Raw genomic sequence first — 13,136 nt, 5'->3', positions numbered from 1 at the left:
AGCTGGCGGCATGACCAGTGCGGCGTCACCGGCGTTGCCGCAGCGCAGCGGCATCACTATAAGGGTTCGCATGTCCATTCGTCCGTGGCGTGATATCACGCGTCGTCAAAGCCGCCAGATCATGGTCGGCAACGTCCCCGTCGGCGGCGATGCCCCGGTCACCGTGCAGACGATGACCAACACGCCGACCAGCGATGCGAAGGCGACGATCGCGCAGATCCGCCGCTGCGAGGATGCCGGCGTCGACATCATCCGCGTTTCCTGCCCGGATGTGGAGAGCACGGCGGCGTTGAAGCAGATCGTTCGCGCCAGCCGCGTGCCGATCGTCGCGGACATCCATTTCCACTACAAGCGCGCGCTGGAAGCCGCCGATGCGGGTGCGGCGTGCCTGCGCATCAACCCCGGCAATATCGGCTCGTCGGCGCGCGTGAAGGAGGTCGTCAACGCGGCCAAGGCCAATGGCTGCGCGATCCGCATCGGCGTAAACGCGGGTTCGCTCGAAAAGGACCTGCTCGAAAAATATGGCGAGCCATGCCCGGACGCGTTGGTCGAAAGCGCGCTCGATCATATCAAGCTGTTGCAGGATCACGACTTCCACGAATTCAAGGTCGCGGTGAAGGCCAGCGACCTGTTCCTGGCGGTGGCCGCCTATCAGCAACTCGCCGAAGCGGTCGATTGCCCGCTGCACCTCGGCATCACCGAAGCGGGCGGGTTCGTCGGCGGCACGGTGAAGTCGGCGATCGGCATGGGCAGCCTGCTCTGGTACGGCATCGGCGACACGATCCGCGTCTCGCTCTCCGCCGAACCGGAAGAGGAAGTGCGCGTCGGGTTCGAGATCCTGAAGGCGCTCGGCATCCGCAACCGCGGCGTCCGCGTCGTCTCCTGCCCCAGCTGCGCGCGCCAGGGCTTCGACGTGATCCGCACCGTGCAGGCACTGGAAGAACGCCTCCAGCACATCCGCACCCCGATGTCGCTCTCCGTTCTCGGCTGCGTCGTCAACGGTCCGGGCGAAGCGCGCGAAACCGATATCGGCCTCACCGGCGGCGGCAACGGCAAGCACATGGTCTACCTTTCTGGTGTCACCGACCACACGGTCTCCAGCGAGGACATGCTCGAACACATCGTCCAGTTGGTCGAGGCGAAGGCGGCGGAGATCGAGGCGCACGACGAGGCACAGGCGGTGGCGGCTGAGTGAACCACATGCTATCTTCCATTCCGGAGGACGGTATGGGTTATCACGCACGAGTTCTTGACGATGGCCAGATCGTCTTGCCGGCGGAATTGAGCCGAGACATCGGCTTCCGCCTTGGAGATGTTCTCTCGGTCGAGCGCGATGGCGAATCCGTCGTCTTGAAGCTGGAAAAATCTCCGGATCACGCACGCGCGCGATTGCGCGAGGCCATGCGTGGTTACAGCGTGGATCAGTTCATCGCCGAACGTGCGACAGACTGGGGCGAATGACGGTCGTTCTCGACGCTTCGGCGCTGTTGGCAGTCATTCTGGAAGAATCCGGTGCGGACAGGGTGCTCGAGGCTGGACCCAACTATCTCATGTCGGCGGTCAATTTTGGCGAGGTGCTGACCAAGATCGTTGAGCGCGGCGGCGCGGTTGCGGACGTGCAGGCGCGGATAGCGCCATTGGCCATCCGGCTGCAGGCATTCGGCGAAGTCGATGCGATCGAGGTGGCCCGATTGCGTCCCCTCACAAGGCATCTCGGGCGATCTTTCGGTGATCGCGCCTGTCTGGGCTTGGCCGGGACGCTGGGTCTTCCGCTGCTCACGGCGGACGGCAAATGGTCGGCATTGGATATCGGCGTCGATATCATCCAGATCCGTTGAACCGCCGCACCCCCACCTCCGCGACCGCCTTTGCGGTCGCCGCGATCGGCATTGCCAGTTATTCGGTGATGGATGCGGTGATGAAGGGCATGTCGATCGCGCACGGCGCGTATAGCGCGGTGCTGTGGCGGTCTGTCGCAGGCGTCGTCCTGATGCTGCCGATCTTCTTCGCGCGGCGGCGGCCCTGGCCGGGGCGGGAGGCGTTGGTGCTGCATGTCTCGCGCGGTGCTGTCGCTGGCGCGTCGGTGCTGTTGTTCTTCTGGGGGCTGGTGCGCGTGCCGATGGCGCAGGGCGTGGCGCTGACCTTCCTCGCGCCGCTGATCGCCCTGTTCCTCGCCGCCGCGACGTTGGGCGAGACGATCCGGCGCACCGCGATCGGCGGCTCGATCATCGCCAGCCTCGGCGTGCTGGCGATCGCGGCGGGCCAGTGGCAGGCGCACGCCTCGACCGAAATCGTGCTGGGATCGCTGGCGATCGTCGCCGCCTCGATCCTCTACGCGGGCAGCCTAATCCTGCTCCGGCGACAGGCGCAGGTCGCCGATCCGCTGGAGGTCGCCTTGTTCACCAGCATCGTGCTCGCCGGGCTGCTGCTGATCGGTGCGCCGTGGTTTTCGTCGATGCCGGCGGTCGCCCTTTGGCCCGGCATCTTCGGCGCGGCCCTGCTCGGCTCGGTGTCCGCGATCCTGCTCGCCTGGGCGTATCGCCATGCCGAGGCGCAGGTGCTCGCCCCGGTCGAATATACCGCCTTCGTCTGGTCGGCGATTCTCGGCTATGTCGTGTTCGGCGAGCATGTCACCGCGTGGACGGTGGCGGGCGCGCTGCTCATCATCGCCGGGTGCCTGTTCGCGATTCGCGGCAAGGCTGCCCCCGCACCGCAAACCGAGGCCGCTGCATGACCGTTTCCATCCGACCTGCCACCCCGTCCGACGTGCCGACGATCCTGGGCTTCGTACGCGAACTCGCCGCGTTCGAGCGGGAACCCGATGCCGTCACCGCGACCGAGACGATCATGCACGAGGCGCTGTTCGGCGCGCGACCGGCAGCCGAGGCGATCATCGCCGAAATGGACGGCGCGTCCGTCGGCATGGCGGTATTCTACCACAATTTCTCGACCTGGACGGGCCTGCGCGGCATCTGGCTCGACGATCTGTATATCACGCCGGATGCGCGCGGATCGGGCGCGGGGCGGGCGCTGCTGTCGCACCTCGCCGGCATCGCGGTCGATCGGGGCTGCGCGCGCTTCGAATGGTGGGTGCTGGACTGGAACGAACGCGCGATCGAATTCTACCGTAAGGTCGGCGCGGAGGCGATGGACGAATGGACCACGCAGCGCGTCACCGGCGCTGCGCTTCTGAAACTGGCGGGCCGAGCCTGATGGCGTGGCTGCTGCTGGTGATCGGCGGGCTGTTCGAGATCGGCTTCACCACCTGCCTGCGCTACGTTGATGGCTTCCGCAATATCGGCTGGACCGCGGGGTTCCTCGCCTCGGTCGGCTGTTCGATGGCGCTGCTGGAGGTCGCGTCGCGTTCGATCCCGATGGGCACGGCCTATGCGGTGTGGGGCGGCATCGGCGCGCTCGGCACGGTGATCGTCGGCATCGCGTGGTTCGGCGAACCGGCCAGCCTGCCGCGCCTGCTGCTGATCCTGGGCGTGGTGCTGTGCATCGCTGGCTTGAAGCTGACGGCACACTGAAAAAGAGACATCCGTTCGTTTCGAGCGCAGTCGAGAAACTGCCCGCAACGCTCGAGGCTTGTTTCTCGACTGCGCTCGAAACGAACGGAGAAAGGGGCGTCAATGCCGGTGGACCAGGGCCTGATCGATTGGGTGACCGAAGCGATGGAGTCGATCGGCACCGTCACCAAACGCGCGATGATGGGCGGCGCGACGCTCTATTGCGACGGCACGATCTTCGCGATCGTCGGGCTGGATGCGCTGTGGTTCAAGGCCGATGCGGTCAGCGACGCCGAATGGGATGCGGCGGGATGCCCGCGCTTCACCTACGAAATGGGCGAGGGCCGCACCGGATCGATGAATTATCGCCGCGCGCCGGATGACGTTTATGACGACCCGGAGGAACTGCGGCGCTGGGCGTTGCTCGGCCTGGCGGCGGGGAAACGCGCGCCGGTGAAGAAACCCAAAACCAAAAAATAGCGCTTCCCCGGCGAAGGCCGGGGCCCAGTCGCGAAGGTGGAATTGATCGGGCGCAGCGCCCGTTTCCTCCCGTCCCGCGACTGGGCCCCGGCCTCCGCCGGGGAAGCAACTCATAGTAACTGATTAAGCCGCAGCCTTCGCAGCCTTGGCCGCGTCGATCGCTTCCAGCACGATGCGCTTCGCCTCTTCGGCATCGCCCCATTCGCCGATCCGCACCCACTTTTCGGATTCCAGATCCTTATAGTGTTTGAAGAAATGCTCGATCTGCGCGAGCACGATCGACGGCAAATCGCCGCGTTCGCCGATGTCCGAATAATACGGGAAGGTGGTGTCGACCGGCACGCAGACCAGCTTCTCGTCGCCGCCAGCTTCGTCTTCCAGCTTCAGCACCGCGATCGGGCGCGCCCGCACGACGCAGCCCGGCACGAACGGCGAGCGCGCGATCACCAGCGCGTCGAGCGGATCGCCGTCCGGCGACAGGGTGTGCGGCACGAAGCCGTAATTCGCCGGATAGCGCATCGGCGTGTGCAGGATGCGATCGACGAACAGAGCGCCGCTCGCCTTGTCGAATTCGTACTTCACCGGCTCGCCGCCGACCGGCACTTCGATGATGACGTTCAGGCTGTTGGGGGGATCGTCGCCGATCGGAATCAAATCGATGCGCATGATGTTCCTCTGATTAACCTCGTTGCGCCCGCCCTCGCTTCAGCGGGGTGCGAGCAGCCGATCCAGCCCACCCTCTCCGGTGCCGATCTTTTCGAGGCGCGGATAGCGGAGGCCGCCGTGATAGTCGATGGCCGCCGGACTGATCTTCTCGCCGGTCTTGATCAGCAGCTGGATCGGATCCTTCGTGGCCTTTGCCGCCACGATCGCCGCCTTGATCGCGGTGTCGCTATAGGCGGTGCCGTTCACCGCGACGATCTTGGTGCCGACATCCAGCCCGGCCTTGAACCCGGCACTGTCCCAACCGACGCCGAAGATCTCGCCATCCTTGTCCAGCGTGATGCCGATCGAATAGGTCAGGTCGGTGCGCTTCGCCGTCGTTTCCTGCGATTTGAACGCCTTGGTCGGCTCGGTGGAATAGACCAGTCGGTAGCCGTTATCGACGAACCCCTTCAGCGGCGCGGGCGCGCCCGTTTCGGTCAGGCGGGTCTTCAGGAAGCCGTTCCAGTCATAGGGCTGGATCCCGTTCAGCGTCGCGACGACATCGTCGAACGTGTACGTCACCTGGCCCCAGTCGCCATCGTTGATGCCGAAGAATGCATGCGCGAAATCGTCGATCGACTTGGTGCCACCCGATTGCTTGCGCAGGATCGAATCGACCTCCATCCATACGAGCAAGCCCTCGTTGTAATAATCCTCGCTGCGTTCGTAGCTGACCCAGCCCTTGGGCTTGCGCTGCGCTATCACCGGATCGTTGGTCGTATCGACCAGATTGCGCCACTCGCGCGCCGGGCGATTGTCGAGGCTGGCAAGGATCGAGGCGTACATGTCGAGCGTATCCTGCTTCGACACGATGCCGCTGCGCGCCTGTAGAACATAGCCCCAGAACTGCGTCTGCCCTTCATACACCCACAGCAGCGAACCGCGCATCGGCGTGCGATAATCCGGCGTCCACAGATCCGCGCCGCGCCGGAACTTGCCGTCCCAGCTATGGGTATATTCGTGCGGCAACAGGTTGCGGCGGCCCGGCCCGTCGGCCCATTTGGTGAAATATCCCGGCGTCACGCCATCCTCGGACGACCGATGATGCTCCAGGCCGATCCCGCCCAGCTGATCGCTGATCGAGAACAGGAATTCGTACGTGTCGTAATGCTGCGCGCCGAACGTCTTCACCGCCTGCGTGACGAGGTTCTTGTGCGCGTCGATCTGCTCCGGCGTCGCGGCCAGTTCCTCGGGCGTGTCGGCGAAGATGTTCAGGTTCACGCGCGGTGACAGCGCGACCTTGCGATAATAGCGCCCGGCCAGGATCGGCGAATCGACCAGCACCTCGTAATTGGTCTTGTCGTAGACGAAGGTCGCGCCCGTGGCCTTGGCCGCCACGGCGGACGCGGCGCTCCAGCCGTCGGGATATTTCACCGTCGCCTTCACCGGAATCTGCCGCGTGAAATAGCCCGCCGGATACAGACTCATCGAATTGAACTGCAGGCTCAGCAGGTTGGGCGTCATCACGATACGCCCCTGATCCGCCTTGGTCGCCGAGAGGAATTTCAGGTCGATATCGATCGTCTTCGCACCCTTCGGCACCTCGATGTGGAACGCGAACACGTCCACCGGATCGCGCGTCCACGGCACCGGCTTGCCGTTCGCGGTGATCACCAGACCGGCCAGCTTCTCGATCTCGCCACGCGGGCTATGCGCGCCGGGCAGCCATTTCGGGTAGAGCAACGTCATCGGACCCGAGGCGGCGACCGGGATCGTCTGCTTCACCGTGAAGATTCCGCGCGTCACGTCGGTCGCGTCCACCGCGATCGTCATCGTGCCGGGATAGGGGATGTCGCGCGCCTGCGGGATCGTATCGACGAACGGAACGGGTTGCGGCTTGGAATTCTCGGCCAAAGCGGGCGTGGCAACGGCGGCGAGCAGACTGGCGATCGAAGCGAAACGGGACATGGTGGCCTTTCGGCAAAAGGGCGGATGCACAGGGCTTAAGCGGTTGATGTCGCTTGCGTCCAGCCTTTCGCTATCAGCCCCCGCCGCCCAGCACGTTGATCGTGAACGCCAGCACACCGATGTTGAACACGAACGCCGCCAGGCAGTGGCCGATCACCACGCGGCGGATCGCCGGTGCGGTGATCTCCACGTCGGAGGTCTGGAACGTCATGCCCAATGTGAAGCTGAAATAGACGAAATCCCAATAATCCGGCTCGTCGCAGCCCGGTATGTCGATCCCGCCGCGATCCTTGCCCTTGGCATCGCCGAGATAGAAGATGTGGGCATAGTGCAAAGCGTAGATCGTGTTCGAGAACAGCCACGCCAGCACCAGGGTGGCGACGATCAGCGCGATGCCGAGCATCGTGCTCTTGCCGCCCATCATCTCGCTCGCGACCGAGACCAGGATCATCCCCATCACGATCGCGGTCACCGCCAGCAGCAGCGCGCGGTTCGCGTCGTTCGACTTGGCGATCGCCCGCATGTCCGCCGCGCGCTTGCCCAGCAGCGGCACCACCGCGCCGAGGAACACCAGAGCGGCGATGTCAAACGCCGCCATTGCCCCGCGCCCGCGCCCGAGGATCGGGATCAACACAGGGAGGCCTGCCACGAACAGCAGGACGAAGACGACGAACCGCGTCGGCGCGATTCGGTGACCGAGATTGAGTTTCATGGCCGAAGGCTAGTCCGGCGGCCTCGTGCCTGTCACGTGACATCGCCGTCACGTGGGTGCGGCCCACTACATCGTCAGCGCATGCCGGAACATCACGCAGGCGATGAACACCAGATACACCCCGAACACACGCTTCAGCGGTTCCGCCGGTAAAGCATGCGCGGCCGCCACGCCGAGCGGCGCGGTCAGGATCGACATCGACGTGATGATCAGCGCCCCCAGCACGTTGACGAAACCGAGCGATGCCAGCGGCAGGCCCGGCTTGCCCAGCCCGATCAGTGCCCAGCCGATCATCCCCGGCACCGCGATGATGAAGCCGAAGCCCGCCGCCGTCGCGATCGCCTTGTGGATCGTCCGCCCGCACAATGTCATCACGATCACCGCCACCGTCCCGCCGCCGATCCCGAGCAGCGAACTGAACAGCCCCAGCCCCCCGGCGATCCCGGCGCGCGCCGGGCCTGTCGGCATCGTATCGCGCAGCTTCATCTTGCCGAAGCGCGGCACGAGGAAGTTGACCGACATCAGCAATATGCCGGTGGCGAAGATGAAGGTCAGCGTCTGCCCGGTCATCACCCGCGCCAGCAGCACGCCGATGCCCACCCCGCCGACGATCCACGGTGCCCAGCTTTTCAGGATCTGGAAATCAACCGCGCCGCGCTTGTGGTGCGACAAAGTGGAGCGCAGCGACGTGATCACGATCGTCGCGAACGACGTGCCGATCGCGACATGGGTATATTCCGCCTTGTCCCCGCCGAGCAGAGGCAACAGCGCGATCATCGCCGGCACGACGACGAATCCCCCGCCGATGCCGAACAATCCGGCGGCGAATCCGGCGAACAGCCCGGCGGCCAGCATGGCGAGGATGGCGGGCGCCCAGGCGGCAACCTGGTTCATGAACTGCACGGGTGGCGGGAGGAGAAAACGGACGGGCAGGGGCTATGGATCAGGCGCATGTCATCCTTTCGGTCGCGGCGCGGCCGGGGTGGTTCCTGCGGGGTGTGATCGGGGGCTGTGTCCGCCCCCATTGTCGGCAATGCTGCGGCGCACAAACGTCCAAGTCAAGCACGCATAACGCGCGGCTTTCCCTTCGCGCGGCTCTCGCATAAGACGCACGCGATCATGGCCCGTATCGAAACCCCAAAACGCATCCGCGGCACGCAGGATATCTTCGGCGACGAACAGCGCAGGTTCGCGCGCGTGCTGGAGGCGTTCGAGAAGGTGCGGCGGCTCTATTGCTTCCAGCGCGTTGATATTCCGGTGTTCGAAAGCACCGCCGTCTTCGCCCGCTCGCTCGGCGAAACCACCGACGTCGTCTCGAAGGAGATGTACACGTTCGAGGATCGCGGCGGCGATTCGATCACGCTGCGCCCGGAATTCACCGCCGGCATCGCCCGCGCGTATTTGACCGAAGGCTGGCAGCAATATGCCCCGCTGAAGCTCGCCACGCACGGCCCGGTGTTCCGCTACGAACGGCCCCAGAAGGGCCGCTTCCGCCAGTTCCACCAGATCGACGCCGAAGTGATCGGTGCGCCCGAACCGGCGGCGGATGTCGAACTGCTCGTGCTGGCCGATCAGCTGCTGCACGAACTCGGCATATCCGACGGCGTGACGTTGCAACTCAACACCTTGGGCGACGCGGAAACCCGCGACGCGTGGCGCGCGGCTCTGGTCGCGCATTTCGAGGCGCACCGCGCCGACCTGTCCGAAGACAGCGTCGCGCGGCTCGACAAGAACCCGTTGCGCATCCTCGATTCGAAAGACCCGCGCGACCGCCCGATCGCCGACAGCGCGCCGGATATCGATGCGTACCTCACCCCCGAAGCCCGCGCCTTCTTCGACGCGGTGACGGCCGGCCTGGACGCGGCCGGCGTGGCATGGACCCGCAACGCCCGCCTGGTCCGCGGCCTGGACTATTACCGCCACACCGCGTTCGAATTCGTCACCGACCGGCTTGGCGCGCAAGGGACCGTGCTGGCCGGCGGACGTTATGATGGGCTGATCGAGAGTCTGGGTGGACCCGCGACGGCAGGTGTAGGCTGGGCGGCGGGCGTCGAGCGGCTGGCGATGTTGCTGGAGGAGCAGCAGGCAGAAATTCCCCAAGTCACGGTTATTCCTGAAGTCTTGGGTGCCAATGAATTGGCGTTAGCGATCATCACTGCACTGAGAGCGGACGGATTGTCTGGCGAAATGGCTTTCCGTGGAAACGCAAAAAAGCGTTTTGAGCTAGCATCCAAGGCGCGAAGCCGCGGACGCGTAATTGTGACTGATTGGCGCATCCTCGACGATGGATCGTCGAATGCGGGTTTATCGATCCGTGCGAATCAAGACCATGAGGCGGGTGAAGAATTGGTACTCAGCATCCTCAATACGTTGAGAGGCAAATTCACGATCAGCAGCCACATGCTGAAGCCGCAAGCCAGTCAGTTTGACGGAACGATCCTTCGGACTAAGAAATGACCACCATCTCCCCCGAACGGATCGCGCAGATCGAGGCGCGGCGGGATGAGTTGCAGGCGCAGATGGCGACCGGCGATCTGCCCTCCGACCGCTTCGTCGCGGTGTCCAAGGAATATGCCGAACTCGAACCCGTCGCGCGCGCGGCGGGCGAGGTGCGGCGGCTGCGCGCGGAACTGGACGTCCTGTCGGGCATGGACGCCGACGACGATCCCGAGATCCGCACGATGGCGCGCGAAGAGATCGCGGTGATCCAGAGCACGCTGCCACAGGCCGAACGCGCGCTCGCCCTCGCGCTTCTCCCGCGCGACGCCGCCGACGAGCGCGCCGCGATGCTCGAAATCCGCCCCGGCACCGGCGGCGACGAGGCGGCGTTGTTCGTCGGCGATCTGCTGCGCATGTATCAGCGCTTCGCCGAGAGCCAGGGCTGGCGCGTCGAACTGATCTCCGCCAGCAGCTCCGAAGCCGGCGGCTACAAGGAAGTCGTCGCCAGCATTACCGGGCAGGGCGTGTTCGCGCGGCTGAAGTTCGAGGCCGGGGTCCACCGCGTGCAGCGCGTGCCCGCCACCGAAACGCAGGGCCGCATCCACACCTCCGCCGCCACCGTCGCGGTGCTGCCCGAGGCGGAGGAGGTCGATGTGAAGATCGAGGACAAGGATCTGCGCATCGACGTCTATCGCTCGTCCGGTCCCGGCGGCCAGTCGGTCAACACCACCGACAGCGCGGTGCGCATCGTCCACATCCCGACCGGCCTCACCGTGATCCAGCAGGACGAGAAATCGCAGCACAAGAACAAGGCCAAGGCGCTGAAGGTCCTGCGCACCCGCCTGTACGAGGCGGAACGCGAACGCCTGCATCAGGAACGCGCCGGCGCGCGCAAATCGATGGTCGGCAGCGGCGATCGCTCCGAACGCATCCGCACCTACAATTACCCGCAAGGCCGTGTGACCGATCACCGCATCAATCTGACGCTGCACCGCCTGCCGGAAATCCTCGAAGGCGAGATGGGCGACCTGATCGGCGCCCTGATCGCCGAGGACGAAGCGGAGCGGCTGGCGACGCTGAATGACTGAACTACCCGAAAAGCCCCTCCCCTTCAGGGGAGGGGTTGGGGTGGGGCAGTCCAGCAATGCCGGTCTCGGTGAGACATCCCCCACCCCCAACCCCTCCCCTGAAGGGGAGGAGCTAAGAATAAGAACAGCCCTCGCCAACGCCGCCGCCCAACTCGCACCCGTAACCGAAACCCCCCGCCTCGACGCCGAACTCCTCATGGCCCACGCCCTCGGCATCTCCCGCGAGACACTCCTACTCAACCACCTCGACGCGCCCGTTCCCCCGGCCTTCGCCCCCCTCATCGCCCGCCGCCTCGCGCACGAGCCGGTCGCCTATATCACCGGCACCCGCGCGTTCTGGACGATCGACCTGCACGTCGGCCCCGGCGTCCTCATCCCGCGCCCGGACAGCGAGACGCTGATCGAGGCGGCGGTCGCGCATTTCAAAGACCGCCCGCCCGCGACGATCCTCGATCTCGGCACCGGCCCCGGCACCCTGCTGCTCGCCGCATTGTCCGAATGGCCCGAAGCGACCGGGCTGGGCGTGGACGCCTCGGATGCCGCGCTCGATTATGCCCGACGCAACGCCGCTGATCTCGGCATGGCGGACCGGGCGCGCTTCGCACCCGGCGATTGGGCGCGAGGAGTGGAAGACCGGTTCGACCTGATCCTTTGCAACCCGCCTTACATCGGCACCGCCGAAGACCTGCCCGACGAAGTCCGCGCCCACGAACCGGGTTCCGCTTTGTTCGCCGGGGTGGACGGGCTCGACGATTATCGTCTCCTCGCGCCTCAACTCCCGCCGCTGCTCGCACCCGGCGGCGCGGCGATTCTGGAGATCGGCCATACCCAGGCGGTGCCCGTCACCGCTTTGCTCGAAGCGCAAGGTTTCGCCGTCACGCTCGCCCGCGATCTTGCGCGGCGGCCGCGCGCGCTCATCGCGACGTTTTAGAGGCGGAACTGCGACACAATATTCCGCTTGGAGATTGCCGCGCCAGCCGCTATTGGCTGGGCAGGGGCATACGTTTTCATCTTAACGCGCTGAAAACGGGCAGTTGCCTACTTCTCAAGTCATGCAGTCGCTGTTGTCCGGCGACCGTGGCAGGCCTTTCCCCCTGATGGTCGGGGGGAAGCGGGCCGGGGAAGATTCGCACCACATCGCTTGCGGAGCACGGTTGGTTACTACGGACCCAAAATTGAAGATCAGGGATAAGCACAGTTGATCAACAACAATCGTCAGGCCGGCCGCCGTCGCGGTCGGGGCGGGCAGCAACAGCGCCCGCAGGGTAATTCCGGTGCGCGCGATAACGGCAATCGCATCGACAACCGTTCGCGCGGCAATGCCGCCCAGTTGCTCGAGAAATACAAGGCGCTCGCTCGCGACTCCCAGATGTCCGGCGACCGGGTCAACACCGAATATTATCTGCAATTCGCGGATCATTATTTCCGTGTCCTCGCCGAAACCCGCTCGCGGTTCGAGGAAAACAACCGCCCGCCGCAGCAGGGCGGCGCGAACACCTTCCAGGACGACGAGACGGAATATGACGATGACGGCGCGCCGATCGTCGCCGAACAGTCGCGTCAGAATGGTGGCCAGCAGAACGGCAACCAGAATTACCAGGCCGACCGTCAGCAGGATGGCGATCGTCAGCAGAATAACGGCAACCAGCAGCAGGATCGCCAGGATCGCCAGGCGAACGATCGCGGCGACCGGGGCGATCGTCCCAATCGCGGCCAGCAGAATGAAGATCGCCCGCGCCGCACTGTGAATGCCAATGACGGCAACAGCTATGGCAACGAAGGCGAGCGTTACGTTCGCGAGGATCGCGGCAATCGCAACGACAATCGCGGCAACGAAGCGCGCGGTAACGAAGCACGCGGCGAAGGTCGCAACGAAAGCCGCCCGAACCGCAGCGAGCGGTACCAGACCGAGGACCGCGCACCCGCTCCGCAGGTCGCAGCCCCCGAAGTGGCCGCACCCGTTGCCGAGGAACAGCCGCAGGAGGCGCCGCGCCGCCGTGGCCGCCCGCGTCGCGAACCCGTTGCCGAAGCGCCCGCCGCCTTCGATTCCGCCACCTTGCCGCCGTCGCTCACCATCTCGGCGGTGACTCCGGCCAAAGCCGACAGCACGCCCGCGAACGATGAAGCGGAGGAAAAACCCCGCCGCCGCCGCGGCCGTCCGCCAGCGAGCGAAGCCTCGACCGTCAGCTGAGGCGAGGCCGACATAAGATTAGAAGGGGTTCCGGGCCGAATGGTTCGGAACCCCTTTTCGTTTGCGCTTTTGCCCGCAAAGGTGGAATCCTTGTAACGGGGCGG

General features: G+C 65.3%; 15 protein-coding genes. 11 read left to right on the top strand and 4 right to left on the bottom strand.

The annotated features are described in order from the left end of the window. The first annotated feature begins 70 nt into the window (after positions 1-70). From ispG to U1738_RS14795, 7 genes are all read left to right on the top strand, one after another. Positions 71-1,195: a flavodoxin-dependent (E)-4-hydroxy-3-methylbut-2-enyl-diphosphate synthase gene (ispG, locus tag U1738_RS14825; RefSeq protein ID WP_332789826.1), complete on the top strand. Its 1,125-nt coding sequence runs from the start codon at positions 71-73 to the stop codon at positions 1,193-1,195. A gap of 32 nt (positions 1,196-1,227) precedes the next feature. Further along, complete coding sequence (locus U1738_RS14820; protein WP_332789825.1) at positions 1,228-1,461, top strand: AbrB/MazE/SpoVT family DNA-binding domain-containing protein; 234 nt, start codon at positions 1,228-1,230, stop codon at positions 1,459-1,461. Continuing rightward, a complete protein-coding gene (locus U1738_RS14815) occupies positions 1,458-1,838 on the top strand; it encodes a type II toxin-antitoxin system VapC family toxin (RefSeq protein ID WP_332789824.1) in 381 nt (126 codons plus the stop codon). Before U1738_RS14820 ends, U1738_RS14815 begins: the two co-directional genes overlap by 4 nt. Then, positions 1,835-2,734 carry a DMT family transporter gene (locus tag U1738_RS14810; protein WP_332789823.1) on the top strand — a complete coding sequence of 300 codons (900 nt, stop codon included), beginning with the start codon at positions 1,835-1,837 and terminating at the stop codon, positions 2,732-2,734. The genes U1738_RS14815 and U1738_RS14810 overlap by 4 nt, the downstream gene beginning before the upstream one ends. Next, positions 2,731-3,213 (top strand): GNAT family N-acetyltransferase, encoded by a 483-nt coding sequence (locus U1738_RS14805; RefSeq protein ID WP_332789822.1) that lies wholly within the window; start codon positions 2,731-2,733, stop codon positions 3,211-3,213. Before U1738_RS14810 ends, U1738_RS14805 begins: the two co-directional genes overlap by 4 nt. Further along, positions 3,213-3,530 carry a DMT family transporter gene (locus U1738_RS14800; protein WP_332789821.1) on the top strand — a complete coding sequence of 106 codons (318 nt, stop codon included), beginning with the start codon at positions 3,213-3,215 and terminating at the stop codon, positions 3,528-3,530. The genes U1738_RS14805 and U1738_RS14800 overlap by 1 nt, the downstream gene beginning before the upstream one ends. A gap of 102 nt (positions 3,531-3,632) precedes the next feature. Continuing rightward, complete coding sequence (locus tag U1738_RS14795) at positions 3,633-3,989, top strand: TfoX/Sxy family protein (protein ID WP_332789820.1); 357 nt, start codon at positions 3,633-3,635, stop codon at positions 3,987-3,989. 123 nt (positions 3,990-4,112) lie between these two features. On the opposite strand, the gene ppa is transcribed toward U1738_RS14795, so the two are convergent. From ppa to U1738_RS14775, 4 genes are all read right to left on the bottom strand, one after another. Beyond that, positions 4,113-4,655 (bottom strand): inorganic diphosphatase, encoded by a 543-nt coding sequence (gene ppa / locus U1738_RS14790; RefSeq protein ID WP_332789819.1) that lies wholly within the window; start codon positions 4,653-4,655, stop codon positions 4,113-4,115. 39 nt (positions 4,656-4,694) lie between these two features. Next, positions 4,695-6,602 (bottom strand): M61 family metallopeptidase, encoded by a 1,908-nt coding sequence (locus U1738_RS14785; protein ID WP_332789818.1) that lies wholly within the window; start codon positions 6,600-6,602, stop codon positions 4,695-4,697. 73 nt (positions 6,603-6,675) lie between these two features. Continuing rightward, a complete protein-coding gene (locus U1738_RS14780) occupies positions 6,676-7,314 on the bottom strand; it encodes a DUF1345 domain-containing protein (RefSeq protein ID WP_332789817.1) in 639 nt (212 codons plus the stop codon). Between the two features lie 66 nt (positions 7,315-7,380). Continuing rightward, positions 7,381-8,208, bottom strand: a complete 828-nt coding sequence (locus tag U1738_RS14775; protein WP_332789979.1) for a sulfite exporter TauE/SafE family protein — start codon at positions 8,206-8,208, stop codon at positions 7,381-7,383. A gap of 225 nt (positions 8,209-8,433) precedes the next feature. Between U1738_RS14775 and hisS the strand changes: the two genes are divergently transcribed. From hisS to U1738_RS14755, 4 genes are all read left to right on the top strand, one after another. Continuing rightward, entirely contained in the window at positions 8,434-9,771 is a 1,338-nt protein-coding gene (gene hisS / locus U1738_RS14770) for a histidine--tRNA ligase (RefSeq protein ID WP_332789816.1), read from the top strand. Beyond that, positions 9,768-10,841 (top strand): peptide chain release factor 1, encoded by a 1,074-nt coding sequence (gene prfA, locus U1738_RS14765; protein ID WP_332789815.1) that lies wholly within the window; start codon positions 9,768-9,770, stop codon positions 10,839-10,841. Before hisS ends, prfA begins: the two co-directional genes overlap by 4 nt. A 118-nt stretch (positions 10,842-10,959) precedes the next feature. Continuing rightward, entirely contained in the window at positions 10,960-11,772 is an 813-nt protein-coding gene (prmC, locus tag U1738_RS14760; protein WP_332789978.1) for a peptide chain release factor N(5)-glutamine methyltransferase, read from the top strand. A gap of 270 nt (positions 11,773-12,042) precedes the next feature. Next, the gene (locus tag U1738_RS14755) at positions 12,043-13,032 is read left to right on the top strand and encodes a DUF4167 domain-containing protein (RefSeq protein WP_443027035.1); all 990 of its coding nucleotides are present in this window, start codon (positions 12,043-12,045) and stop codon (positions 13,030-13,032) included. The last annotated feature ends 104 nt before the right edge of the window (positions 13,033-13,136 follow it).

Source organism: Parasphingomonas caseinilytica (assembly GCF_036663755.1).
Classification (GTDB): Bacteria; Pseudomonadota; Alphaproteobacteria; order Sphingomonadales; family Sphingomonadaceae; genus Sphingomonas.
This window is presented reverse-complemented; position numbering and strand designations above follow the sequence as displayed.